We start from the raw sequence: 23,095 nt of genomic DNA, 5'->3' as shown, positions 1-23,095 counted from the left end.
GTTCTTTTTTATGTAGGAAAGCGGCTGCACACTTTCTGCACACCGTTTGCACATTTGCCTGAATCAGGGGCTTTTCTGCGCATGGCTTGCACAGCCTGCTTTCCTTAAAAACAAAAAACGTTGCAAAAACGGTTCCGCTTTTGTATAATAAAATGAGATGCTGGGCCGGAGCTGGATGCTCGGCCGGGGAACCAGAAGCGGGGAGGTGCGGCAAATGATACGGGTAGCCATCGTGGAGGATGAAGCGGAGATCCGGGAGCAGCTGATGGGATACGTTCAGCGGTACACCCGGCAATACGGGACCGCGTTTGAGGTGAAGACGGTTGCGGACGGATTGGAGATCCTGGAGGACTACCGCCCGGTCTATGACCTGATCCTTCTGGATATCGAGATGAAGCATCTGGACGGTATGGAGACGGCCCGGCGCATCCGGGAGCTGGACCCGGAGGTGATGCTCGTGTTCATCACCAACATGGCGCAGTATGCCATCAAAGGCTATGCGGTGGGGGCGCTGGATTACGTTCTCAAGCCGGTGCCGTACTTTGCGTTTTCGCAGCAGCTGCAAAAGGTAGAGGCGCAGCTGCGCCGCCGCACCCGGCACTATCTGGCGGTGCCGGTGGAGGGCGGCCTGCGGCGGCTGGATACCTCGCGCATTTATTACATCGAAAGCGAAGGCCATCGGGTGCATTTCTACACCGAGGAGGGCGATTTTGCGGCCCCCGGCGCGCTCAAGGCGCTGGAAGAAAAGCTGGCCGACCGGCCCTTTGCCCGCTGCAACAGCGGGTATCTGGTCAATCTGGCCCAGGTGCAGGCTGTGCAGCAGAACACGGTGGAGGTGGGGCCTTATGAATTGCAGGTCAGCCGCCCCAAGCGGAAGAGTTTTCTGGCAGCTTTGACCGACTACATCGGGGGTGACGGTCTGTGACGACGCTGCCGGATATCCCGCGCCTGTACACGGCGCTGGCCGAGTGGCTGGCTGTCGTTCTGTACGCCCAGAGCCGCCCGCCCCGCTTTGCGCGGAAGATCACCCTGGCCGCCAGCGGGCTGCTGGCCGTGATGCTGGGCGTTTTTCTGGAAGCGACCGGCGAAGTGCCCATTGCGTGGTGGGTCCCCTGCATGGGCATCGCGGTGGGGATGCAGTACCTTTACCTCTGGATCACGCGGGAAGAAAACTGGCTGGAAGCAGCCTACGACTGCGCCCGCAGTTTCATTCTGGCCGAATTTGCGGCCAGTGTCGAGTGGCAGCTGCACTGCACCATCTTTCCGCAGCACGGCGGGGGAGAGCCGATGGCGCTGTTCCTGCTGCTGTTGGTCTACAGCGGTCTGTTCGGGGTGATGTACGGGCTGGAGCGCAAGCGCCCCCACCCGACCGGGCATCTGGACGTCAGCAATACGGCGGCTCTGGTGGCCGTCGTCATGGCGGCGACGGCCTTTGCCGTGAGCAACCTGAACTTCCTGAACGGGGAAGTGACCATGAGCGTTTTCTACATCCGGACGCTGGTGGATTTCTGCGGCGTTCTGATCCTGACCGTCGAGCACGAGCAGCTGCGGGAAGAGGCGCTCCACAAGGAGCTGACCGCCATGGACGGTGTGCTCCACCGTCAGTACGAGCAGTACAAGCGGAGCAAAGAGGGCATCAAGCTCATCAACCGGCGATATCATGAGCTGAAGGTGCAGATCGCCGACATTCGCGCCGAGCGGGACCGCGCCAAGCAGGACGCAGCGCTGGCCCGGATGGAGTCCGGCATTTTGCAGTATGAGGCCGAGAACAAGACCGGCAACCCGGTGCTGGATACCTTATTGACGGCCAAAAGCATGGACTGTCAGGAGAAGAACATCCGGATGACCAGCGTGGCCGACGGCCGGGCGCTGGGGTTTCTGACCACGCGGGAGATCTGCACCATCGTGGGCACCGCGCTGGACAACGCCATCGAGAGCTGCGCCGCAGAGCCGGACCCCGAAAAACGGCTCATCCGGACGGCGGTCTATGTCCAGAATGGGTTCGTGATGTTCCGCTTCGAGAACTACTGCGCCCAGCCGGTGGAGCTGGGGGCGGACGGCCTGCCCGCGCAGAGCGCCCACGGCGGCTACGATTTGAAGAGCCTGCGTTCGGTGGCGCAGCAGCACGATGGCAGCATGACCGTCCATTGGGAGAACCGGTGGTTCACGGTGCGGCTGCTGATGCCCCTGCCCAAAGAAAAATGACGACCCGCTCCATCTCACTTCGTTCGACAGCTCCCCCGAAAGGGGGAGCTTTTGTTGCGCCTGAAAGCACGCATAAAACCTCGCCCTTCGGGAGAGGTGACAGCGCACAGCGCTGATGGAGAGGGTATGGCATCCTGCACAAATAACGTCGCCTCTTGTTTGTGCATTAGCACAATAAAAATTGAAACGGATTTGAAACTTTTTGCAAATTGTGCGCCAAAAACGACAATTTGTGAAGGAAACAAGAATTTTCTGTGTGCATTTGGTATCATATCAATCAGTTCGGCGGAGTTGTACGCTCCGCATTCGTTATTGACCCTATCAGAAGGAGGAAAATTATGCTGTCCATTAACCTGGATGACGTGATGCAGGTGCTGACGAACGTTCGCGGCCACCTCATCGCGTTTGGTGTGGTTGCGCTGCTGGCGATCGTTGTGATGATCGCTGTGCGCAAGCTGCCCAAAGCAAAGAAGATGATGATCCGTGCACAAGCTGGCCTGGCCATTCTGCTGGCGCTGACCATCGTTGTGAACCTGATCTGCACTGGCCCCATGTCCACCATGCTGGACCTGGTCTCCGGCAGCGGCACCATCACCGAGGAGACCTCTGCAAAGGCCACGGAGCTGGTCAATGAGATCACCGCAGACGGTGTCGTTCTGGCAAAGGACGAAGACGGCATCCTGCCGGTGGCTTCCGGCTCCAAGCTGAACGTCTTTGGCTGGGCTTCCACCAACCCCTGCTACGGCGGCACCGGTTCCGGTGCACTGAACACCGCTTACCCCGTCACCGATCTGCTGACCGGCCTGCACGATGCCGGCATCGAGACCAACGAGGAACTGAGCAAGTTCTACACCGACTACAAGGCAGACCGCCCCAGCGTTGGCATGGTGGCGCAGGACTGGACCCTGCCCGAACCCAACGTCAGCCTGTATACCGATGAGATGATGGAGAATGCAAAAGCATTCTCGGATACCGCAATGGTCGTCATCACCCGTGTCGGCGGCGAGGGCGCAGACCTGCCCACCGATATGGCTTCCGTTGTGGACGGCAGCTGGATCCGCCGCGTGGCACAGGCTTACGGCTCTGAGCGCGGCACCGCTTACTACAACGGCACCTACGACGACTCTCTGAACGAGGGCAACGACTGGGACAAGGGCGACCACTTCCTGCAGCTGTCCAACCGTGAGGAAGACCTGCTCGACCTGGTCACCGCAAACTTCGACAACGTCATTCTGGTCTACAACGGCGCCAACGCCTTCCAGATGGACTTCCTGAAGGATTACCCCCAGATCAAGGGCGTCCTGCTCTGCCCCGGCACCGGCCAGTCCGGCTTTGAGGGCTTCGGCAAGGTCGTTTCCGGCGAGGTCAACCCCTCCGGCCGTACCGTGGATACCTATGTTTCCAACCTGAAGAACGCGCCCTGGTGGAACAACTTCGGCGACTTCAAGTACACCAACACCGAGGAGCTGAATTCCGATTCCAGCTTCTTTGATCCGGAAGGCACCACCCCGTCCTTCGTCAACTATGTGGAAGGCATCTACGTCGGCTACAAGTTCTATGAGACGGCTGCGGACGAGGGCCTCATCAACTACGACGACGAGGTCGTCTTCCCCTTCGGCTACGGCCTGAGCTACACCTCCTTCACCAAGGAGATGAGCGGCATCACCAACGATGGAACCAACCTGAATTTCACCGTGACCGTCACCAACACCGGCTCCGTTGCGGGCAAGGATGTCGTGGAGATCTACAGCGATCCTCCGTACACCAACGGCGGCATCGAGAAGTCTTCTGCAAACCTGCTGGACTTCGCCAAGACCAATGAGCTGGCTCCCGGCGAGTCTCAGACCATCGAGTTCTCCATCCCGGTGGAGGATCTGGCTTCCTATGATTACCAGACCAACGGCTGCTATGTGCTGGAAGCTGGCGACTATGTCATCAGCGCGAACGATGACTCGCACAACGTCGCCGATTCCAAGACCTACACCGTTGCATCCGACATCGTCTACAACGAGTCCAACAAGCGCGGCAGCGATGCTGTGGCTGCGACCAACGAGTTCGATTTCGCAGAAGGCGAGATCACCTATCTGTCCCGCGCCGACGGCTTTGCGAACTATGCCGAGGCGACCGCTGCTCCCGCCACCTATGAGATGACCGACGAGCAGAAGGCTGCCTTCGACAATGCCCATACGTATACCGAGGCTGGCTATCAGAACGATGACGATGCCAACGCCGCCGACATCACCACCGGTGCCAAGAACGGCCTGAAGCTGGTCGACCTGCGCGGCGTGGATTACAACGACGCGAAGTGGGATCAGCTGCTCGACCAGATGACCATCGACGAGATGCAGCAGACCATCGGCTTCGGCGGCTACCAGACCGCTGCGGTCTCCAGCATCGAGAAGGTCCGCACCAATGACTGCGACGGCCCGGCTTCCATCAACAACAACTTCACCGGTGTCGGTTCCGTCGGCTTCCCGGCTGCGACCCTCATCGGCATGACCTGGGACAAGGAGCTGGCCTACGCCTTCGGCGACAGCATCGGCGAGATGGCCAATGAGATGGACACCTCCGGCTGGTACGGCCCGGCTATGAACATCCACCGCACTGCATTCGCAGGCCGTAACTTCGAGTACTACTCGGAGGATGGCGTCCTGTCCGGTCGGATGGCTTCCAATGCGATCCTGGGCGCACAGGAGCACGGTGTGTATGCTTACATGAAGCACTTCGCCCTGAACGATCAGGAAGGCAACCGTACTTCCATGGCGGCGACCTGGTCCAACGAGCAGGCCATCCGTGAGATCTACCTCAAGCCCTTCGAGATCTCCGTCAAGGATGCAGACTGCCACGCGGTCATGTCTTCCTTCAACTACATCGGCACCCGCTGGGCTGGCGGCTGCAAGGAGCTGCTGAAGAACGTTCTGCGCGGCGAGTGGGGCTTCGTGGGCTTCGTCGAGACCGACTACTTCGGTGTCTACGGCTACATGACTGCGGACCAGGGCGTCCGCAACGGCAGCGACCTGATGCTCTGCACCACCGGCAACGACTTCAACACCGTGACCGTGCTGACCAACAGCAGCAAGCAGGCCCTGCGCGAGGCTTCCAAGAACATCCTCTATACCGTGGTCAACAGCCGCGCTTATGCTGCGGAGAACCTGAACCCCGGTATGGCAAAGTGGGAGATCATCATGATCGGCGCTGACGTGCTCGTTGCACTGCTGATCGTTGCTCTGGAGATCAAGACCTTCAAGAGCTACAAGAAGCGCAAGGAAGAGGAAGAAGAGAACGCCTGATGAAACGGCCTCTCGCTTTTGAACCGACGCAGCACCTGAACTGAACCAAACGGCAAAGGCCCGCTGCAAAGAAACAGCGGGCCTTTGCCCTGCTCAGGAAACAAAGAGGAAATTGCGATGAAACACGCAGACATCATTCAAACACTGGATCTGGAGCAGAAATGTGCGCTGCTGAGCGGCGGCACGGTGTTCGACACCCGCGCCCTGCCGGGCAAGGGCATCCCGTCCATCACCCTGTCGGACGGCCCCAACGGTGTGCGCAAGCAGGCCGGTGCGGCAGACCACCTGGGCCTGAACCCCAGTGTGCCGGCCACCTGCTTCCCGACTTCGGCCACCGTGGCCAACAGCTGGGACCCCGCCCTGGGCGAGGCCGTCGGCGAGGCTATGGGCGAAGAGGCCGCAGCACAGGAGGTCTCAGTGCTGCTGGGCCCCGGCCTGAACATCAAGCGCAGCCCGCTGTGCGGCCGCAACTTTGAGTATTTCTCGGAGGACCCCTATCTGGCGGGCAAGATGGCCGCAGGCTATGTCCGCGGCATCCAGAAGAACGGCATCGCGGCCTGCCCCAAGCACTTTGCCGTCAACAGCCAGGAGCTGCGCCGCATGGCCAGCGACTCCATCGTGGATGAGCGCACCCTGCGCGAGCTGTACCTGACCGGCTTTGAGATCGTGGTCAAAGAGGCAAAGCCCAAGACCATCATGTCCTCCTACAACCTCGTCAACGGCACATACGCCAACGAGAACGCCCACCTGTTACAGGATATCCTGCGCCGGGACTGGGGCTTCGACGGCGCGGTCGTCACCGACTGGGGCGGCTCCAACGACCATGCACTGGGCGTGAAGAACGGCTCCACGCTGGAGATGCCGTTCCCCGGCGACGATTCCGTCCGCGAACTGATGAAGGCTGTGGAGAGCGGCAGGATCTCGGAACACGACGTGGACGCCCGGCTGGACGAGCTGCTGGAACTGGTGCTCGACACCAAGGCCGCCGTCGAAAAGGCACCCCGCACCTTTGACGCCGCCGCGCATCATGCGCTGGCCCGCCGCGCCGCCGCCCAGAGCATCGTTCTGCTCCGGAACGAGGGCGCGCTGCTGCCGCTGAAAAAAGGCGAGAAAATCGCTGTCCTCGGTGACTTTGCCAGGACGCCCCGCTATCAGGGCGCCGGTTCCAGCGCCGTCAACTCCATCCAGGTGGATTCCTTCCTGGACTGCCTGACCGAGAGCGGCCTGGCCAATGTCGGCTATGCCCAGGGCTTTGACCGCCAGGGCAAGGCCGACGAGGCCCTGAAGAAGGAAGCCGTCGCGCTGGCGCAGAACGCCAACGTCGTCCTGCTCTGCATGGGTCTGGACGAGATCAAGGAGAGCGAGGGCCTCGACCGGATGGACATGAAGCTGGCGCAGAACCAGCTGGATCTGCTGGCTGCGGTCGCTGCTGTCAACCCCAACGTGGTCGTCCTGCTCAGCGCAGGCTCCTCGCTGGAGACTCCGTGGCTCAAAGACTGCAAGGCGCTGGTCTACGGCTGCCTGGGCGGTCAGGCCGGTGCGGGCGCTCTGGTGGACGTGCTGACCGGCACGGTCTGCCCCGGCGGCAAGCTGGCCGAGACCTGGGCCAATGCTTACAGCGATTCCCCGGTGAAAGACCACTTCGCAGGCGAGGGCCGCACCGTCCAGTACCGCGAGGGTCTGTATGTGGGCTACCGCTACTTTGAGACGGCAGGCAGACCCGTGGCCTTCCCCTTCGGCTATGGCCTGAGCTACACCACCTTTGCTTACAAAGACCTCAAGGCCGCACCGGAGGGCGTGACCCTGACCGTGACCAACACCGGCAAGTGCGCCGGTGCCGAGATCGTCCAGCTCTACGTCGCCAAGCCCGACGCCAAAGTCTTCCGCCCCGCACAGGAGCTCAAGGGCTTTGCCAAGGTCTGGCTGGAAGCGGGCGAGAGCAAGACCGTCTCCATCCCGCTGGACGACAAGGCCTACCGCTACTGGAATGTGGCCACCGACCGCTGGGAGGTCGAGGGCGGCAGCTATCAGCTCCGCGTGGGCGCTTCCAGCGCCGACATCCGCCTGACGGCGGATGTCGTGGTGCTGGGCTCCGGTGCGCCGGACCCCTACCAGAGCGTGGATCTGCCTCATTACAGGACGGGCGAGATCACCAGCGTTCCGGATGCCGAGTTCGCCGCCCTGCTGGGCCGTCCCATCCCGGAGGACAAGATCCGGATCGACCGCAACATGACGCTGGGCGAGCTGGGCCACGGCCGCAGCCCGCTGGGCTGGCTCGTGGCGGCGGTGCTGGGCCTGCTGCTCAAGCGGAGCATCCAGCGCGGCAAGCCGGACCTGAACATCCTGTTCCAGTACAACATGCCGCTGCGCGCGCTGGCCAAGATGACCAACGGCGCCATCAGCATGGGCATGGTAGACGGCATCGTGATGGAAGCGCAGGGCTTCTGGATCATCGGTCTGCTGCGGGTCATCGTGGAGGCTGTGAAGAACATCGCCCAGAACGGCGCGATGGAAAAACGCCTGAAAAACAGCTGAAAGGGAAGAACTGCTATGAATTTCTGGAACAACTTTGCGGCCAAACACCCCGCCGCTGCCAAGTGGGTGCGCGAGGGCGGTCTGTTCGTCATCGTCTCCAACCTCATCACGGTGTTCAAGTACCTGCTGCTGCAATTCCTGCCCAAGGCCTTTGCAAGCCTGCCGGTGGTGGACTTCGGCTGGCCGGGCATCGACATCACCCTCTTCGGCGAGACCTTCAAGTGGAACATCCTCGGCTATGACGCTGCCCACGGCGGCCTGCCCTACTTCTGCGCCTACATGGTCGCCATGATCGTGGGTGAGTGCATCAACTTCCCCATCCAGCGCAGCTTTGTGTTCCGCAGCAAGGGCAATCTGGCCAAGCAGATCGGCTGGTACGTGCTGGCGTTCTGCGTCATCACCTGCATCGTCAACTCCATCAACTGCATCTGGGTCGCGGTGGCCGGTCTGCTGGTGCCCGACTTCATCTACAACATCGGCACCACCGTGCTCAACGGCGGCATCTCGATGATCATCTTCTTCTTCGTCAACAAGATCATCTTCCCCGAAGGCGAAGCCAAGAAGAACTGAAAACAGCCATCCACCTTCATCATTTTCATTTCTCCATAAAGACAAAACGCCCGGTGCCGCACAGGAACCGGGCGTTTTGTTGTGCCGGGCCGTTCCGCCCCGCAGAAGGAGCGCGAGTGGAGCGGGGAACGGCGGGCGCGTTGTGGTCGTTTTGCGGGTTTTCTGTGCGCCGGACGCGGATTTTTTGCCAATAGGGCCGAAGTTTTCAAAAAACCTTGCACTTTGATGCTTTACTGTGGTAAAATCAAAACATCCTTCCAAATGGGAAAGTAGAGGAGGAAAGGAATATGAGCAATCTCTGTATCATTGTTACCATCGTTGTCTATCTGGCGGCGATGCTGCTTGTTGGATTTGCCTACAGCAAGTCCAACAACGACAGCACCGATTTTTACCTGGGCGGCCGCAAGATGGGCCCGCTGGTCACGGCCATGAGCGCCGAGGCCAGCGATATGTCCAGCTGGCTGCTGATGGGAATGCCCGGCCTTGCGTACCTGAGCGGCATCGCGTCCCCTGGCTGGACGGCCATCGGTCTGGCGCTGGGCACCTGGCTGAACTGGCTCATCGTGGCCCGGCGGCTGCGGCGGTACTCGGCCAACCTGGACGCCATCACGGTGCCGCAGTTCTTATCGCTGCGGTTCCATGACCAGCGCAACCTGCTCAATGCACTGGGCGCGGTCATCATCATCGTCTTCTTTGTGCCCTACACGGCATCGGGCTTTGCGGCCTGTGGCAAGCTGTTCCACAGCCTGTTCGGCGTGGATTACATGGCGGCGATGCTGGTCTCGGCCCTCGTCATCGTGGGGTACACCATCCTGGGCGGTTTCCGCGCCGTGACCACCACCGACCTCATCCAGTCCATCGTCATGTCGCTGGCGCTCATCGCCGTTCTGGTCTACGGTGTGGGCGTGGCAGGCGGCTGGGACGCTGTGGTCGCCAATGCGCAGAGCCTGCCCGGCTACCTGACCATGCTGGCCAGCCACAATGCAGACACCAACACAGCCACCTCGTACAGCCTGCTGGACATCGTGTCCACCATGGCGTGGGGTCTGGGCTACTTCGGAATGCCTCACATCCTGCTCCGCTTCATGGCCATTGAGGACGAGAAAAAGCTGGTCCTGAGCCGCCGCATCGCCTCGGTGTGGGTGGTCATCGCCATGACGGCTTCCATCGTCATCGGCATGGTGGGCCTCGGCATGACCAGGGCGGGCGCGCTGGAGTTCCTGAGCGGCTCGACCAGTGAGACCCTCATCGTCCGCATTGCCAGCCTCATCAGCGCCCACGGCGCACTGGCCGCCGTGCTGGCGGGCCTCATCCTGGCCGGTATCCTGGCCGCGACCATGTCCACTGCCGACAGCCAGATGCTCGCAGCGGCGTCCAGCGTCTCCCAGAACATTTTGCAGGAGTTCGCGCACCTCAAGCTCAGCGAGAAGCAGAGCCTGTTCGCCGCCCGCCTGACCATCGTGTGCGTCAGCGTGGTGGGCGTGGTGCTGGCCCGCGACCCGGATTCCAGCGTCTTTGGCATCGTCAGCTTTGCGTGGGCCGGGTTCGGCGGCGCATTCGGCGCGGTGATGCTCTGTGCGCTGTTCTGGAAGCGCTGCAACTGGCAGGGCGCACTGGCCGGGATGCTGGCCGGAGGTCTGATGGTCTTCGTCTGGAAGTACCTCATCAGCCCACTGGGCGGTGTGTTCGGCATCTACGAGCTGCTGCCCGCCTTCCTGACCTCGCTCGTCGTCTGCGTTGTCGTCAGCCTGGTCACCCCGGCTCCCTCGGCGGAGATCGAAGCCGAGTTCGAGGCGGCGAAGTAAAGAGGAAAATAAGAAATGAGCCTTTGCAGAAAACGCAAAGGCTCATTTTGTATCTGGAAGATCAATTCATCACGATCAGGAGGAACTCACAAAACGGCACCGTCAGTCCACAGCAGAAAAAGAAGAAATAATCCAGTGCGAACTTTACAAGGCGGACACCGGGGGAGAGAAGAGCCAGCGAATTTGTAAGGACTGTATCCGACTCGCCCCAGTGGCGAAAATATCCGGTCTGCTCAAAGAGACGCCAAAGGTTCAGGAAGAAACACTCCAGCGCCAGAAGCAACGGAAAGATCAGGATAGACTGCATCCAGCCATCCGCTCGGAAATCTCCATTGCCAAGGCCGTGCCAGTGAACGGCAAGAACACCGGGGTGGAAGCATACGCCCCAGACGGCCAGCAGAATGCTCAGGCAGAACAGCGCGGCCCGGACGGAGTGCCAGTCGATGCTGTGCGGACGGCGGAGCATGGTCAGGAAATCTTCCAGTGTGGGTTCGGCGTTTGACAGAGGAGCTTCCTGCGGGTCGCGGCAGTGCATCAGGTCGGAGAGCGTCAGGCCCAGTGCGTCCGCCAGTGGTTCCAGCGTGTTGATGTCCGGCAGACCGACGCCCCGTTCCCAGCGGCTGACGGCCTTGTCGGTCACATGCAGCTGTGCGGCCAGGTCGGCCTGCGTCAGCCCGCAGGCCTTGCGGGTCCGGGCCAGAAAGGCCCCGAAATCTTTGGCGTTCATACGGTTCACATCCTTTGAGGACAGGATAGCATACCCGGCTCCAAAACGCAACCGACGCTTCGTTTACCCGCGCTGGAACGCAAAAACCCCCGCCGTGTGCTCGGTCAATGAACACGCGGCGGGGGCCTCATTTATATGGAGTTCAGAAGAAAAATGCGGGGGTCAGCGCTTACAGCTGGGGGCCTGCGGAGACCAGAGCCTTGCCGTGCTCGTTGCCTTCGTACTTGGCGAAGTTCTTGACGAAGCGGCCAGCCAGGTCCTTTGCCTTCTCTTCCCACTGGGAAGCATCTGCATAGGTGTCGCGGGGATCCAGGATGGCGGGATCAACGCCGGGCAGCTCGGTGGGAACTTCGAAGTCGAAGTAGGGGATCTTCTTGGTGGGAGCCTCGTTGATGGCGCCGCTCAGGATGGCATCGATGATACCGCGGGTATCCTTGATGGAGATGCGCTTGCCGGTGCCGTTCCAGCCGGTGTTGACCAGATAAGCCTTGGCGCCGCTCTTCTGCATCTTCTTGACCAGCTCCTCAGCATACTTGGTGGGGTGCAGCTCCAGGAAGGCCTGGCCGAAGCAGGCGGAGAAGGTGGGGGTGGGCTCGGTGATGCCGCGCTCGGTGCCTGCCAGCTTTGCAGTGAAGCCGGACAGGAAGTAGTACTGGGTCTGCTCCGGGGTCAGGATGGAGACCGGGGGCAGAACGCCGAATGCGTCAGCAGACAGGAAGATGACGTTCTTGGCTGCGGGTGCAGAGGAGATGGGGCGGACGATGTTCTGGATGTGGTCGATGGGGTAGGACACACGGGTGTTCTCGGTGACGCTCTTGTCCGCGAAGTCGATGTGGCCCTCAGCATCCAGAGTAACGTTCTCCAGCAGAGCGTTGCGCTTGATGGCGTTGTAGATATCAGGCTCGGAGTCCTTGTCCAGGTTGATGACCTTTGCGTAGCAGCCGCCCTCGAAGTTAAAGACGCCGTTGTCATCCCAGCCGTGCTCGTCGTCGCCGATCAGCAGGCGCTTGGGGTCGGTGGACAGGGTGGTCTTGCCGGTGCCGGACAGACCGAAGAAGATGGCGGTGTTCTTGCCCTCCTTATCGGTGTTGGCAGAGCAGTGCATGGAAGCGATGCCCTTCAGCGGCAGGAAGTAGTTCATCATGGAGAACATGCCCTTCTTCATCTCGCCGCCGTACCAGGTGTTGACGATGACCTGCTCCTTGCTGGTGATGTTGAACATAACAGCAGTCTCAGAGTTCAGGCCCAGCTCCTTGTAGTTCTCGACCTTGGCCTTGGATGCGTTGTAAACAACGAAATCCGGCTCAAAGTTAGCCAGCTCCTCAGCGGTGGGCTTGATGAACATGTTGGTCACGAAATGTGCCTGCCAGGCCACTTCCATGATGAAACGAACGGCCATGCGGGTGTCCTTGTTGGCACCGCAGAAGGCGTCGACCACATACAGGCGCTTGTTGGACAGCTCCTTCTTTGCGATCTCCTTGACGGCATTCCAGGCTTCCTCAGAAGCGGGGTGGTTGTCGTTCTTGTATGCGTCGCTGGTCCACCACACGGTGTCCTTGGAGTTCTCGTCCATGACGATGAACTTATCCTTGGGGGAACGGCCGGTGTAGATGCCGGTCATGACGTTGACAGCGCCCAGTTCGCTGACCTGGCCCTTCTCGAAGCCTTCCAGACCGGTCTTGGTCTCCTCTTCAAACAGCTGCTCGTAAGAGGGGTTGTACACGATCTCCGTCGTGCCGGTGATACCATACTTGCTCAGATCTACCTTTGCCATGATACTTATACCTCTTCTTTCGTTCAGATCAAATTCTGATCGCGCGTCGCGCGCACCTCAGCCAAAAGGCAGCGCGGGCGATGAAGAAATACAGATGCGTATTCTCCTGTATACCATTATACATAAAATGACTCCAAAATCAACCAAATAGGACAAATCTTTCGGTTAGAAACAACAAATTTCATTAAGAATCGGATGGAATTGCAGACATTTCATGAAAAAACAGTCCCTTCCCGGTAAAGAAAATAAAGCGATTTTTCCAAAAACGAAATTTTGATAAAACTTTAACAAATGGAAGCGGCCGGGCGGCAGGGGCTGCCGCCGGAACGTGCGCCGGTAAATGCAATAAAATCAAACGCGGAACCGTATTCCGGACAGAAAGGCTCCTCCAAACGGTGGAAGAAAAATTTTCGCCGATTTTTCGCGTTTTTCACTGGCAAAGAAACTTAGTTTATGTTATACTGTAAAAACAACGTAAAATCAACACATCCACAGTTTGGAATTTTGGGGGGAGAACCGGTACATCTATGAAAACACTTTATATCTTTCTGACCCGTTCGGGAACGCTGGTTTCGAATCTGGTGTACGCACTGACCGGGGCGGAGTATACCCATATCTCCCTCGCCTTTGATGAGGACTTGACCACCCTGTACAGCTCCACCCGGAAAAACGGCTACACCATGTTCCCGGCGGGGCCCAGCCGGGAATACCTCAACCGGGGCGTCTTCCGGCTGCGGGAGAATATCCCCTGTGCGCTCTATGCGCTGGAGGTGACGGATGAGGCCTATGCCCGCGCCAAGCGCCGCGCCGACCACATGATGAACCACGGCGAGCTTTACCGCTTCAACTCGGTGGGGCTGCTGCTCTGTGCACTGCACATTCGCTGGAACCGCCGCCGCCACTATTTCTGCTCCCAGTTCGTCAGCGAGGTGCTGCAGAAGAGCGGCTCGCTGGACCTGCCCCGGCACAGCACCCTCATGCGCCCCAACGATTACGCGGCCATGCCCCAGCTCAAGTGTCTGTACAGCGGGCGGCTGGCCGGTCTGCCCCAGCGCCAGAGCATGGAGATGGGCGAGGTGGAAAGCGTCGTCGGGCTGTATCTGGATGTGCTGCTGGGGGTCGTGAAAACGGGCGCCCGGAGGTTTTTCTGATTTTTTGAAAAAACTTGAAATTTCCTGTTGACAAAGAGCGGCTGCTGTGCTAAAATAATCGAGTCGGGAGCGAACACCCGATGCAAAATGGACGTATGGCCCGTTGGTCAAGCGGTTAAGACAGAGGCCTCTCACGCCTTTAACATCGGTTCGATTCCGGTACGGGTCACCATTTTATAGTAGTAAAACGGCTCTACGCCGTTTTATATAGATGCCTCTTTAGCTCAGTCGGTTAGAGCACCTGACTGTTAATCAGGGTGTCGCCTGTTCGAGTCAGGCAAGAGGCGCCAGCAAAGCGATGGAAGTTTTCCATCGCTTTTTCTTTTTGTTTTGACCCTTTTGTTGACAGAAAAATGCACAGGGGATATACTTATAAAAAGATGAACCGCTCAGGCTGCCTGCGGCGTCCAGCTCCCCGGACAGGGATGCCCTTGGCAAAACCGGGAACGATCGGGATACGCCAGAGCCTCCCCTACCAGGGAAAGTGGCAATGCGAAGCATTGACGGAGAGGTTGTACAAAGGCGGGCCTGAAAAAGAAGGAGACTAGTTATGAAACAGATCATTTTGACCGGCGACCGCCCCACAGGCCGCCTGCATGTGGGCCACTACGTCGGCTCCCTGAAAGAGCGCGTCCGCCTGCAGAATTCCGGCAAGTTCGATGAGATCTACATCATGATCGCCGATGCGCAGGCGCTGACCGACAACGCCGACAACCCGGAGAAGGTGCGCCAGAACATCCTGCAGGTGGCGCTGGACTATCTGGCCGTGGGCATCGACCCCGCCAAGGCCCACATCTTCATTCAGTCCATGGTGCCGGAACTGACCGAGCTGAGCTTCTATTATATGAACCTTGTCACGGTGTCCCGCCTGCAGCGCAACCCCACCGTCAAGGCCGAGATCCAGCAGAAGAACTTTGAGACCAGCATCCCAGTCGGCTTCTTCACCTATCCCATCAGCCAGGCAGCCGACATCACCGCCTTCCGCGCCACCACCGTCCCGGCAGGCGAGGACCAGATGCCCATGCTGGAGCAGTGCCGCGAGATCGTCCACAAGTTCAACGCCGTCTACGGCGAGACGCTGACCGAGCCGGAGATCCTGCTGCCGTCCAACCACGCCTGCCTGCGCCTGCCGGGCATTGACGGCAAGGCCAAGATGAGTAAGTCTCTGGGCAACTGCATCTACCTGTCCGATGAACCAGAGGACATCAAGAAGAAGATCATGTCCATGTACACCGACCCCGGCCATCTGCGGGTGCAGGACTCCGGCAAGGTGGAGGGCAACCCCGTCTTCACCTATCTGGATGCGTTCAGCCGCCCGGAGCACTTCGCCGAGTTCCTGCCGGAGTACCAGAACCTCGACGAGCTCAAGGCGCATTATCAGCGCGGCGGCCTGGGCGATGTGAAGATCAAGAAGTTCCTGAATGCCGTCATGCAGGCCGAACTGGAGCCTATCCGCACCCGCCGCAAGGAGTGGGAGCAGCGCCTGCCGGAAGTCGTGGAGATCCTGAAGGAAGGCAGCGCCGTGGCCGAACAGACCGCCGCCGCCACCCTCGCCGATGTCCGCAAGTCCATGCGGATCGACTACTTTACGGATAACAATCTGCTGAAGTAACAAATGGTAGAAACAAAACCGCCTGTGCCCATGCGATGATGCTGGGTGCAGGCGGTTTTTGCGTGGCTGCAACCGCTGGTTGACAAATTTCAAGCCGCAATTGGTGGTTGTCAACTGGAAAATCTGCTATGATAACAGCATAGAGGACGTCCGCCGGAATCCATTGATACGCCGCCCTGCGGCAGAAAAGAGAACACGATGATCTTAGCCGAAAAAATTGCCCTTCTCCGCCGCCAGAATGGATGGAGCCAGGAAGAGCTTGCCGATCAGTTGAACGTTTCGCGTCAGGCTGTCTCGAAGTGGGAGGGCGGAGTTTCCCATAGTTAAAGATACCACACCAAATATGATGAACCCACGCTTATACACTACCAGCTATAATAAGCCGTAAGGACAGCAATTTGACACTGCTGTCCTTTCTTTATATAAAATTGCAGTACACAGAAAAAAGCTGTAAAATAATAAATATATTTGTCCTTGTAACAATTCTCGGACATTTGCCTGTTATACTATCTGCAAAAAGAAAAGGAAGTGACAATATGAAGCAGATTTTAATTGTCGAAGACGATAATCTTTTGAATAAAACGCTTACTTATAATTTGGAATTGGACGGTTACACAATAACTTCTGTTCTGAATGCAAGGACAGCCGCTGAATCATTAAAAACAAACATTTTTGATTTGGTATTGCTGGATATAAATTTACCAGACGGAAATGGTTATGACCTATGCCGTCTTATCAAGCCAGAGCATCCTGATACAGTAGTTATATTTCTAACTGCCAACGATCAGGAAAGCGATCAGATACGAGGATATGAAGCTGGTGCAGTGGATTATATCACGAAACCTTTTTCGATTAGTGCTTTGCAGCGAAAGATCAAAGCCATGTTCGCTATGTTGGAACATCACAAACCAGCTAAGGATATTTACGAGGATGGTAGCCTGTTTCTGGATTTTTCGGAACAATTTGCAAGTTTGAACGGGAAACCATTAGCGCTTTCTGCGATGGAATATAAAATGCTGAACCTATTTCTTAAAAATCCGAAGCAGGTACTTACCCGCCAACAACTTTTGGAAAGGCTGTGGGACATTGATGAAAAATATGTAGATGAACATACCCTTACTACTTCTATCAGCCGCATTCGCAGTAAGATTGAAGCGGATGGCGACACATATATCAAAACGGTTTACGGTATGGGGTATCAATGGACAGGAGGCGAAAAGAAATGAAACTGAATAACCTTTCTGCTAAGAAAATTTGTAGACTGATTAGTGCTGGCATGGTTTTCTCTATGCTGGTAATTACCGGTATTCTCGGCGGTATAATGCAGGATATACGAATTTTCATAGCAGGTGGAACATTGACACTCTGTGCATTTTTCTGGATTTGGCTATTGGTGCTGTCTTTTGGAAAACGCCTTTCTCATTTTACTTCTAATTTGTGCCGGACGCTGGACAACATGATTGATGGAAACGAGGAATTACAAAAGTCAAATGATAGTGAAACTCTTTTTGCCCGTATCAACCACCGCTTAATCCGGTTGTATGAGATTATGCAGGAAAATCGGCACAAGGTAGACATGGAACGACAGGAGCTTCAAATGCTGATTTCTGATATTTCGCATCAAGTCAAAACGCCTGTCAGCAATTTGCAAATGGTAACGGACACACTTTTAACAAAGCCTGTTTCAGAAGAAGAACGGATGGACTTTTTGCAAGGCATACGCAGTCAGACTGATAAACTGGATTTTCTGTTCCAAGCACTGGTTAAAACATCCCGGTTAGAAACCGGAGCAATACGATTAGAAAAGAAAGACAGCAGCTTATTCCATACGCTTGCACAAGCTATGAGCAGTATTGTATATGCCGCAGAGAAAAAAGAAATTGCTGTATCCGTGGATTGCCCGGAAAATTTGATAATCTCCCATGACAGCAAGTGGACAAGCGAAGCCCTTTTCAATCTGCTGGACAATGCAGTAAAATACACTCCGTCAGGTGGAAAGATTTCTGTATCAGTGGTTCAGTGGGAAATGTACGTAGAGGTCAAAGTGACCGACACCGGCAGGGGCATTTCAGAAAGCAATCAGGCTGCCATCTTTCGGCGCTTCTATCGTGAGGAAGAAGTACACGATCAACAGGGTGTGGGAATAGGTTTGTATTTGGCTCGTGAGATTGTAACAAGGCAAGGGGGCTATATCAAGGTCGTTTCAGAGCTGGGGCAAGGCTCAGAATTTTCTATTATGCTTCCTGTAAGGTAAGATACAGCCACTTTTTTTGAAATGTCCGAGCGTTGTAACATTTCATCTCGATTTTCGATAAAAATTTTTCCTACCTCGGACATTTGTGTAACATTTGTGGTTTACAATGACTTCATCAACAGGTAGAAAGCCTTGAAAGGAGCATTTGAATATGAGCATTTTACAAACAATCGACTTAAAGAAGTATTACGGCACAGAACCAAACATCACTCGTGCCCTTGATGGTGTAAATTTTACTGTGGAACAGGGAGAATTTGTTGCCGTAGTTGGAACTTCCGGCAGCGGCAAGTCTACGTTACTCCACATGATGGGAGGACTTGATACCCCCACTTCCGGCAGCGTGATTGTACGGGGGGAAGAACTTGCGAAAAAGAATGATGATGAATTGACAATTTTCCGCCGTCGTAACATAGGGTTTATTTTCCAAAACTACAATCTGGTTCCGATTTTGAATGTATATGAAAACATCGCCCTGCCTGTGGAATTGGATGGTGATACCGTAGATAAGAAATTTATGGACGAAGTTGTGTATATGCTGGCTTTAGAAGATAAGCTGGAAAATATGCCAAACAATCTTTCAGGCGGTCAACAGCAGCGTGTAGCGATTGCACGAGCTTTAATTACAAAGCCGGCGATTGTCCTTGCTGACGAACCGACTGGAAATCTCGACAGCAAGACCAGTGCAGATGTGTTAGGGCTTTTGAAACGTACCAGCGGAGAATTTAATCAGACCATTGTAATGATTACTCACAATAACGAGATTGCCCAGCTCGCAGACCGCATTGTGCGGATTGAGGATGGCAAAATTGTAGGTTAAAGGAGGTGGGAATTATGAATTATCCTTTTGAAAATGATACAGAGAGAATAGAGAAAAGGATTGCTGAAAAGAGTGTATTCTCTGAAAAGAATAGGACATTTCTAATCAGAGTTATCATCTTGATTGCGGCATTTCTGTTGAGCTTTTCTGGTATTCTTTTGTGCAATGCAACGCTTAGTACGCAGCAGATCGCCCATGTAAATAATACAACTGAAGCAGTAGGAACTGTTTTAGGAATTGTTATTGTACTTCTTTGTACGGCAGGGCTGGCTGTCAAAAATATTCTTTATGTATCTGTACTGCAACGAGTACATGAATTTGCACAATTACGGGCAATCGGCGCAACATACCAGCAAATTAAATCAGTGGTCAAGAAAGAACGTGACAAAATAGCAAAACCTTGCATTGTGTTGGGAACAGTCATCGGTTTTCTGGTAAACATAGTTTTACCACTTCATTTTTACTGGATACCAAGCATTGTATGTGCGGTAATCTCCGGCATATTTATTTGGATTATCACAGCTTTGGCTTTTCAAGCACCAGCGAAAATGGCTGCATCTACATCACCAATAGAAGCACAACATACACAGGCAACAAACTATTTTAGAAGTGTTGGGGCAAAGCGTAAACTTACGCCTATAAGAATCGGGTGGATGTATTGTAGAGCCAATAGAAAGAAAGCTGCCTATACATTTTTATCTCTCATTATGAGTGGGATTTTAATGTTCGGTGTTTTTTCAATATTGAATGCGATAAATCCCGAAAGACTTGCGTCACAACCTTACCAGGGAAATAGTGATGTATTTGTACTACTAAATTCAACGGCTGATGAAGAATCCACCTATGATTTAATGAAATCTACACCATTTACAGAAGAAAAAAAGCAAAAATTGTATAACATTTCAGGTGTAAAAGATGTTTATGAATTGTATATGCTGGACGGCATTCTGACAAATTCAGAGGGGGAAAAATTTGAACTGTCCATTGAAAATGCTGTAAATCCAGAAACATTTAAAAATGAAATTGTTGAGGGTATGCAACCAAGTCATGAATTACAGAATGGAGCAATTCCTGTTGCTATCAATAGACAGTCTCCTTATTATCAGAAACTGAATATGCAGCTTCAAGTTGGAGATTATCTGCCGTATATCATAGATACAGGATATGGTCAAAAAGAAGTGGAGTTAGTTGTAAGCGGATTTGTAGAAAACAGCGATACTGGGCTTGTTATTTATACAAGTGGTGAAAATATGAAATCACTGTCAGAAATGAATTGTACGCTTGCATGGTATATTTGTTTGGATGATAACGGAAAAGACGTAGCAACAGAGATAATCAAAGAAATTTTTATAGATGACGACAGAGTTGATGTGTCTGTTTTGGCTGATGATGTTATGGCATTGGAAGATTACTTCCATAATGCGAAAGTCATCATTACAGTTTTGGTGGTGCTTATTAGTCTGTTTTCATTTATAAATATGCTGAATACCAGCATTACAAATGCCATTGCCAGAAGACACGACTATGCACTACTGGAAGCTACAGGTATGACAAAATTGCAGTTGCGAAAAGTACAGCAGTCGGAAAGTTTCATCTATCTGGTTGGAAGTTTTATAGGAAGCTGCATTTTAGGCATACCAATCGGATTGCTGCTTTGTACCCAAATATCAAAAATTCCCGGACTTTCATACTTTGAATATCACTTCCCAGTTCTTTTTGTGCTTTTATACTTTGCTGCGGTTGTGATGGTCTATCATGTAGTATCAGTATATCAAAAGAAATCTTTGCAACAGCACTCAATTATAGAGCGCATTAGAACGATAGGCTAAGTTTTAATAATCCGTCAGCTCCACAATTACATTACTCTGCTGATACAGCCAGTCCGTAAATTCTTTCGGGCTGGCTGTTCCTGTTTTTACAGCCTTTTTTCTCTGCAAGGCTTCTTTCTTAAAGTCGGAAAAGGCAGCCTGTATTTTTTCCAGACGGTCAGCCGGAAAGCCTGCGGTATTTTTTACCCGGTTTATTTTGTTGCGCCAGTTCTGGCATTCATTTTTATAAAGCAGGTCATAGTTATTTTCTCTTGCCCTTTCGTCAAATTCCCGCTTGTTTTGAAGCGCCTGTGCTTTTCGGCACTTGTCGCTGCACAGTTCATACCGCTGGCTCTTTGCCAGAAAATATTTCCCACAGACCTTGCACTGCCGGAAGCAAAGCCCCCAGTCATTCAGCCGGTTCAGATAATAGGTAATCAACGGGTAGAGGGACGCATAGGCAGACACACATTCTTCTGTGCGCCGGTTGTCCGGAAACCAGAGGTCAAGTCGGGTATCTTCTGATGGTGCGCCTTTGAAATAAAGGCTGCCAGCTTGAAAATGTTTCGGTTTTCCTGTCTCCCTGTCAAAGCTCATGGATTCGTTTTGGAATACCCCGGTCAGTCTGCTCATTTTATCCATGAAGCGGTCACAGGCAGTGTTACGGTCACGGGGTTCTCTGGCAAGCAGATAGCTGTTCCAGATACGGAACGCCACATACATTTTCAGAGGGTCATTGCTAAGATATTTCTCCCAAAGAAATTCGCTTGCCGCCTGTTCCAGCTCCGGCTGTTTCCATCGGTTGGAGTGGAGGGCTTGCCGCAGCGGAGAAAGCCCGTATAAGTTCCAGTCTCTGTCCGTGTCACGCTCAAAGTTTATCAAAAAAGTTCCCAGCGGGCGTGTCATATCACAAAGCACCTCTGCGTTTTGGCTCCCGTTCAGCCGGAAGCGGATCTGCTGTTCTTCCCCAATCAAAATCCGCTCTTTCATTTTCTTCCTGTCCAGCGTCAGGACAAACAAAATCCTCTCAAAACATGGCTCATGCCGTATAAACTGATTCTCCATCCCTATCCCCTGCCTTTGTCTATGGTAATTATATAATTTAGTTATATCCGTTACACTCATGGTATCGCAGAAGCATTGTTTTGTCAAGGATAGTCCGCTATGATGATTGCAGTTGGTAATTTCGTGCCACACAGTACCTTGACAAGTGAATGACCGTCCAAAAGGGATATGACCGGCAGGAGAAGTGACGCATCCGGCGCACCAATGCAGGGAAACACCGCAGGAATGGGGCAGGAAAACGGATTTTGGGGAGAACGGCAACAGGAAGCATTTTAACCTATTTGATTTATGGGAGGAACAGAATGAACGATAAAAAGAGATTGAACAGCTATGAGGATTTACCGCTGGTTCTGGATGTAGCGGACATTCAGCGGATTATGGGAATTTCAAGAGCGAGCGCCTATGAGCTAGTACACACACCCGGCTTTCCGGCGTTCCGCAGGGGTAGGCTTATCAAGGTCAGCAAAATTGCTTTCTTTGAATGGATGGCAAAAGGCTCCGAAACCGTACCGAGAAGCGACAAATAAGCGTGAGGTATCATTCCCTGACTGCAATACTGCCGCACTTTCCAAAGGAGCATACAGAGGGAAAAAAACTTAAAAATGATACCGAAACGCTACACCAAAACAGCCTATCTGTGTACATCAGGTAGAAATGGAGAAAGGAGCCGGTTATGGCAAGAATGAGCAACAAGCGGCGGCTGGAATGGTCTTTCTTCTTAAATGACCGCAGCCGTATCACTTACAACGAACTGTGCCGGAAATGCCAGCACGAATGTAAACAGAGCTTCCGGGCGGTTGTGGTTGACTGCCCGAAGTATCTTTCCAAGCGTTCCAAGAAAAAGGACAAAACTGCCGGAAACGGCAAAATCCCTTAGGAACTAAGGGCGCACTTCTATACATAGTCTAAAGACCATGTATCGTGCGTCCTGCGGAGCTTACCTCTGCCGCTGATAAAATCAGCAATCCGAGGTCTGCGTTCGCTTCGCTCCGACAAGGTGGCTACACCCCCTTGCGCCGCTAAAGCGGCTATCCCCTGTGTACTCGCCGCAAAGAGAAATCCGCTCTGCGGTTTTCCCTTTTCATCGGGTTTTATAGAAGCACTGACACACGGACTGTCTGCGGATGGTCTTTCTTTATCTTATCAGCAAAGGATGTGAGAACATGGAAAAATCTTTGGAACAGTTGAAGCAGGAATATGAAAAAACCACTGTCCTGCTGGAACAGGAAAAACGGAAAATGCAGCGTTTGAAAAACCGGCAGGCGTATCTGGAAAGCGGTTCCCGGAAACAGAGGACGCACCGGCTGATTACCCGTGGGGCAGCTATTGAGAGCATTGCACCACAGACAAAGGAGCTATCCGAAGCGGAATTTTATTCCCTCATGGAAAGCATTTTGAATCTGCCGCAGGCGGAGCATTTCATCCGGTCTGCCACAGAGAACCACGCCCGTATTTCCGGGCAGGAGAAAGGCGGTGACTAAG

At 54.4% G+C, this 23,095-nt stretch carries 18 protein-coding genes, 2 tRNA genes and 1 pseudogene; 18 read left to right on the top strand and 3 right to left on the bottom strand.

The annotated features are described in order from the left end of the window. Positions 1 to 214 precede the first annotated feature (214 nt). The 6 genes from DWY95_RS16035 to DWY95_RS16010 all read left to right on the top strand — a co-directional run bounded on the left by DWY95_RS16035 (position 215) and on the right by DWY95_RS16010 (position 10,405). The gene (locus DWY95_RS16035) at positions 215 to 925 is read left to right on the top strand and encodes a LytTR family DNA-binding domain-containing protein (RefSeq protein WP_118554256.1); all 711 of its coding nucleotides are present in this window, start codon (positions 215 to 217) and stop codon (positions 923 to 925) included. Continuing rightward, positions 922 to 2,205, top strand: a complete 1,284-nt coding sequence (locus DWY95_RS16030; RefSeq protein ID WP_118554255.1) for an ATP-binding protein — start codon at positions 922 to 924, stop codon at positions 2,203 to 2,205. The genes DWY95_RS16035 and DWY95_RS16030 overlap by 4 nt, the downstream gene beginning before the upstream one ends. 338 nt (positions 2,206 to 2,543) lie before the next feature. Next, positions 2,544 to 5,495, top strand: coding sequence for a glycoside hydrolase family 3 N-terminal domain-containing protein (locus tag DWY95_RS16025; RefSeq protein WP_118554254.1), 2,952 nt, complete (start codon positions 2,544 to 2,546; stop codon positions 5,493 to 5,495). A gap of 117 nt (positions 5,496 to 5,612) precedes the next feature. Further along, positions 5,613 to 8,030: a glycoside hydrolase family 3 C-terminal domain-containing protein gene (locus tag DWY95_RS16020; RefSeq protein ID WP_118554253.1), complete on the top strand. Its 2,418-nt coding sequence runs from the start codon at positions 5,613 to 5,615 to the stop codon at positions 8,028 to 8,030. A 15-nt stretch (positions 8,031 to 8,045) separates the two neighbouring features. Next, positions 8,046 to 8,600: a GtrA family protein gene (locus tag DWY95_RS16015; protein WP_097793042.1), complete on the top strand. Its 555-nt coding sequence runs from the start codon at positions 8,046 to 8,048 to the stop codon at positions 8,598 to 8,600. 287 nt (positions 8,601 to 8,887) lie between these two features. Then, a complete protein-coding gene (locus DWY95_RS16010; protein ID WP_118554252.1) occupies positions 8,888 to 10,405 on the top strand; it encodes a sodium/proline symporter in 1,518 nt (505 codons plus the stop codon). 61 nt (positions 10,406 to 10,466) lie between these two features. Here DWY95_RS16010 and DWY95_RS16005 read toward each other — a convergent pair whose 3' ends face one another. Beyond that, positions 10,467 to 11,132 carry a helix-turn-helix transcriptional regulator gene (locus DWY95_RS16005; RefSeq protein WP_118554251.1) on the bottom strand — a complete coding sequence of 222 codons (666 nt, stop codon included), beginning with the start codon at positions 11,130 to 11,132 and terminating at the stop codon, positions 10,467 to 10,469. A 169-nt stretch (positions 11,133 to 11,301) separates the two neighbouring features. After that, positions 11,302 to 12,906, bottom strand: coding sequence for a phosphoenolpyruvate carboxykinase (ATP) (pckA, locus tag DWY95_RS16000; protein ID WP_118554250.1), 1,605 nt, complete (start codon positions 12,904 to 12,906; stop codon positions 11,302 to 11,304). Between the two features lie 527 nt (positions 12,907 to 13,433). Between pckA and DWY95_RS15995 the strand changes: the two genes are divergently transcribed. The 9 genes and pseudogenes from DWY95_RS15995 to DWY95_RS15955 all read left to right on the top strand — a co-directional run bounded on the left by DWY95_RS15995 (position 13,434) and on the right by DWY95_RS15955 (position 20,569). Further along, the gene (locus DWY95_RS15995) at positions 13,434 to 14,057 is read left to right on the top strand and encodes a hypothetical protein (protein ID WP_118554249.1); all 624 of its coding nucleotides are present in this window, start codon (positions 13,434 to 13,436) and stop codon (positions 14,055 to 14,057) included. A gap of 97 nt (positions 14,058 to 14,154) precedes the next feature. Then, positions 14,155 to 14,229 (top strand) — tRNA-Glu (locus DWY95_RS15990). 41 nt (positions 14,230 to 14,270) lie between these two features. Beyond that, a tRNA-Asn gene (locus DWY95_RS15985) sits at positions 14,271 to 14,347 on the top strand. Between the two features lie 260 nt (positions 14,348 to 14,607). Further along, a complete protein-coding gene (gene trpS, locus DWY95_RS15980; RefSeq protein WP_118554248.1) occupies positions 14,608 to 15,669 on the top strand; it encodes a tryptophan--tRNA ligase in 1,062 nt (353 codons plus the stop codon). 198 nt (positions 15,670 to 15,867) lie between these two features. Next, positions 15,868 to 15,978 (top strand): annotated as a pseudogene (locus tag DWY95_RS15975) (helix-turn-helix transcriptional regulator); the annotation flags it as partial. A 227-nt stretch (positions 15,979 to 16,205) separates the two neighbouring features. After that, the gene (locus DWY95_RS15970) at positions 16,206 to 16,895 is read left to right on the top strand and encodes a response regulator transcription factor (protein WP_019162604.1); all 690 of its coding nucleotides are present in this window, start codon (positions 16,206 to 16,208) and stop codon (positions 16,893 to 16,895) included. After that, entirely contained in the window at positions 16,892 to 17,923 is a 1,032-nt protein-coding gene (locus tag DWY95_RS15965; protein WP_009260048.1) for a HAMP domain-containing sensor histidine kinase, read from the top strand. The genes DWY95_RS15970 and DWY95_RS15965 overlap by 4 nt, the downstream gene beginning before the upstream one ends. A gap of 151 nt (positions 17,924 to 18,074) precedes the next feature. Next, positions 18,075 to 18,740: an ABC transporter ATP-binding protein gene (locus tag DWY95_RS15960; RefSeq protein WP_009260049.1), complete on the top strand. Its 666-nt coding sequence runs from the start codon at positions 18,075 to 18,077 to the stop codon at positions 18,738 to 18,740. 14 nt (positions 18,741 to 18,754) lie between these two features. Next, on the top strand, positions 18,755 to 20,569 hold the full coding sequence (locus DWY95_RS15955) for an ABC transporter permease (RefSeq protein ID WP_029732304.1): 1,815 nt from the start codon (positions 18,755 to 18,757) through the stop codon (positions 20,567 to 20,569). 3 nt (positions 20,570 to 20,572) lie between these two features. Here the strand turns inward: DWY95_RS15955 and DWY95_RS15950 are convergent, their stop codons facing one another. After that, entirely contained in the window at positions 20,573 to 21,613 is a 1,041-nt protein-coding gene (locus tag DWY95_RS15950) for a DUF6076 domain-containing protein (RefSeq protein WP_118554247.1), read from the bottom strand. A gap of 302 nt (positions 21,614 to 21,915) precedes the next feature. Between DWY95_RS15950 and DWY95_RS15945 the strand changes: the two genes are divergently transcribed. The 3 genes from DWY95_RS15945 to DWY95_RS15935 all read left to right on the top strand — a co-directional run bounded on the left by DWY95_RS15945 (position 21,916) and on the right by DWY95_RS15935 (position 23,094). Then, positions 21,916 to 22,140, top strand: a complete 225-nt coding sequence (locus tag DWY95_RS15945; protein WP_008368839.1) for a helix-turn-helix domain-containing protein — start codon at positions 21,916 to 21,918, stop codon at positions 22,138 to 22,140. Between the two features lie 146 nt (positions 22,141 to 22,286). Beyond that, complete coding sequence (locus DWY95_RS15940) at positions 22,287 to 22,490, top strand: hypothetical protein (protein WP_004614949.1); 204 nt, start codon at positions 22,287 to 22,289, stop codon at positions 22,488 to 22,490. Between the two features lie 286 nt (positions 22,491 to 22,776). Further along, positions 22,777 to 23,094 carry a DUF3847 domain-containing protein gene (locus DWY95_RS15935; protein ID WP_008816380.1) on the top strand — a complete coding sequence of 106 codons (318 nt, stop codon included), beginning with the start codon at positions 22,777 to 22,779 and terminating at the stop codon, positions 23,092 to 23,094. Position 23,095: the final 1 nt, after the last annotated feature.

This window comes from Faecalibacterium sp. AF28-13AC (genome assembly GCF_003478405.1).
Classification (GTDB): Bacteria; Bacillota; Clostridia; order Oscillospirales; family Ruminococcaceae; genus Faecalibacterium; species Faecalibacterium prausnitzii_E.
Note: the sequence above shows the minus strand (reverse complement) of the source record. Positions and strands in the feature narration are given on the sequence as shown.

Bases quoted from the DNA above. Each gene is read 5' to 3' on its own strand.
- DWY95_RS15970 (WP_019162604.1), top strand. From the start codon at position 16,206: ATGAAGCAGATTTTAATTGTCGAAGACGATAATCTTTTGAATAAAACG.
- DWY95_RS15960 (WP_009260049.1), top strand. From the start codon at position 18,075: ATGAGCATTTTACAAACAATCGACTTAAAGAAGTATTACGGCACAGAA.
- DWY95_RS16025 (WP_118554254.1), top strand. From the start codon at position 2,544: ATGCTGTCCATTAACCTGGATGACGTGATGCAGGTGCTGACGAACGTT.
- trpS (WP_118554248.1), top strand. From the start codon at position 14,608: ATGAAACAGATCATTTTGACCGGCGACCGCCCCACAGGCCGCCTGCAT.
- pckA (WP_118554250.1), bottom strand. From the start codon at position 12,906: ATGGCAAAGGTAGATCTGAGCAAGTATGGTATCACCGGCACGACGGAG.
- DWY95_RS15940 (WP_004614949.1), top strand. From the start codon at position 22,287: ATGGCAAGAATGAGCAACAAGCGGCGGCTGGAATGGTCTTTCTTCTTA.
- DWY95_RS15950 (WP_118554247.1), bottom strand. From the start codon at position 21,613: ATGGAGAATCAGTTTATACGGCATGAGCCATGTTTTGAGAGGATTTTG.
- DWY95_RS16020 (WP_118554253.1), top strand. From the start codon at position 5,613: ATGAAACACGCAGACATCATTCAAACACTGGATCTGGAGCAGAAATGT.
- DWY95_RS16035 (WP_118554256.1), top strand. From the start codon at position 215: ATGATACGGGTAGCCATCGTGGAGGATGAAGCGGAGATCCGGGAGCAG.
- DWY95_RS15955 (WP_029732304.1), top strand. From the start codon at position 18,755: ATGAATTATCCTTTTGAAAATGATACAGAGAGAATAGAGAAAAGGATT.
- DWY95_RS16015 (WP_097793042.1), top strand. From the start codon at position 8,046: ATGAATTTCTGGAACAACTTTGCGGCCAAACACCCCGCCGCTGCCAAG.
- DWY95_RS15965 (WP_009260048.1), top strand. From the start codon at position 16,892: ATGAAACTGAATAACCTTTCTGCTAAGAAAATTTGTAGACTGATTAGT.
- DWY95_RS15995 (WP_118554249.1), top strand. From the start codon at position 13,434: ATGAAAACACTTTATATCTTTCTGACCCGTTCGGGAACGCTGGTTTCG.
- DWY95_RS15945 (WP_008368839.1), top strand. From the start codon at position 21,916: ATGAACGATAAAAAGAGATTGAACAGCTATGAGGATTTACCGCTGGTT.
- DWY95_RS16005 (WP_118554251.1), bottom strand. From the start codon at position 11,132: ATGAACGCCAAAGATTTCGGGGCCTTTCTGGCCCGGACCCGCAAGGCC.
- DWY95_RS16010 (WP_118554252.1), top strand. From the start codon at position 8,888: ATGAGCAATCTCTGTATCATTGTTACCATCGTTGTCTATCTGGCGGCG.
- DWY95_RS15935 (WP_008816380.1), top strand. From the start codon at position 22,777: ATGGAAAAATCTTTGGAACAGTTGAAGCAGGAATATGAAAAAACCACT.